The sequence below is a fragment of the Motilimonas thetidivivens genome, from assembly GCF_046452435.1.
Taxonomy (GTDB): Bacteria; Pseudomonadota; Gammaproteobacteria; order Enterobacterales; family CBDFNC01; genus Motilimonas.
On the sequence record NZ_JBKFDK010000052.1, the window covers coordinates 1 to 1557 of the forward strand.

General features: G+C 46.9%; 2 protein-coding genes. One reads left to right on the top strand and one right to left on the bottom strand.

Translation table 11 applies throughout. The features are described from left to right. Positions 1–233 precede the first annotated feature (233 nt). Entirely contained in the window at positions 234–1235 is a 1002-nt protein-coding gene (locus tag ACK8OT_RS19180; RefSeq protein WP_410198116.1) for a competence protein CoiA family protein, read from the bottom strand. A 139-nt stretch (positions 1236–1374) separates the two neighbouring features. Here ACK8OT_RS19180 and ACK8OT_RS19185 point away from each other — a divergent pair, with 139 nt between their 5' ends. Then, positions 1375–1545 (top strand): helix-turn-helix domain-containing protein, encoded by a 171-nt coding sequence (locus tag ACK8OT_RS19185; protein ID WP_410198117.1) that lies wholly within the window; start codon positions 1375–1377, stop codon positions 1543–1545. The last annotated feature ends 12 nt before the right edge of the window (positions 1546–1557 follow it).

Consider the following 1557-nt stretch of genomic DNA (forward strand, 5'->3'; position numbering starts at 1 on the left):
CAGCGAGCTGCGCTCCTACATTTTTGTCTGCGCCTGTGGGCCTGAACTTGCTTAGGGAAGGGGCTTAGGATAAATCACTGATCGTGATATTCGCGCAGCGAGCTGCGCTCCTACATTTTTGTCTGCGCTTGTAGGACCTGATCTTGCTTAGGGAAGGGGCTTAGGATCTATCACTGATCGTGATATTCGCGCAGCGAGCTGCGCTGCTGCAATTCACATACTCCATATTATGCCTACACACATTCTTTCGCATATAAATGACTTCTGCATTTAGGGCAGCTGGGTTTGCTGGGCAGTTTCACTTGCCATTGGCAATGGCACATGATGCATTCATAGGTGGCTGTGCGATGCTGAACTGGGGCGACGTTAATGGCATGGGCCAATTCGGGCAGCAGGCTGCGGGCATTGGTAGTGACAGTCGTTATCTTGTGTTGCTTGGGCTTAGGAGTATTAGCCGGTTTTGGCTGCACCGGCTGGGTGCGATGATGCGTACCTAGGTTAGAAGCTTGCGCCTTAGGCTCAGGTGATAACATTGGTTTTAGTGGCTTTTGTTGCTGCGCTAGATTTTGCTTTGCTTGCTGGATCAAGTGGATCTGGCGAGGATGAAACACCCATGCCTTGTTGTCGAGTTCATGCTGCAAATACTGTTTGAGCTGATCAAGTTGGCGCTGGGTGTTGGCTTTTTCCCTAAATAACCCATGGCAATCATCTAGCTTTATTTGCAATACCGCGCTGTGATGCTCTGGCGGATCTGCAAGCTTATGGGGTAAGGCGCGGCTAGGGTGAGTAAAGTAAATCACAAAGGTGTAGTCACCGACTTTGCCCTCAATATCAACACTGCAATCGGCAAAGGTGGTATCTATTTTTACTTGGGTTAAATCTATGCTGCTTTTATTGGCAATTTTGATCACTTGCTTGCTCGTCGCACCTTGAACCAGTTCATTTAGGGTTCGACTGTAAGCGGGTAAGTCAATCTCAAGGCCTTGTGCCATCAGTTGTTTGGCCATCATACGCACCGAAACAAAAAAGGAAAAATCACAGGGCAGCACTTGTTGGCCCCCATCTCGCGTGCTGTGGGCAAAGTGCCATTGCTTGCTTTCGCCTTGTTTAGCAATAAGCGGCAGTTGGCACGAAGGGCAAATACAGCCACATTGCTTGCCGCGTTTGACATCGGCAACGTCCACTAAACTATTATCAATAGTGCTTAAGCCAAAGGGGACATGCTGTAAACTCATGGGGAGCTAGCCATTTCAATCAAACATTTTATCATTGTAGATAATAATCTGCGTGGCCGTTACGATGGTTCTCTTATTTTTATAAAATTCAAATGGTTAAATAGATTAATAAACACGGTGATAGTTTGGGGGAGACATTATGCGCTTAGAAGATATGCAATTGTTTGTTCAGGTTGTTGAAACCGGCAGCTTTACTCAAGCGGCACAATTAGCGGATATACCCAAGTCGACGGTCAGCCGCTGTGTGAGAAGTTTAGAAGAAAGCTTGAGCAGATTAACTTCTGTGGCGAAACCAGTTATGGCAAGTTAGAGCGTGTATAAA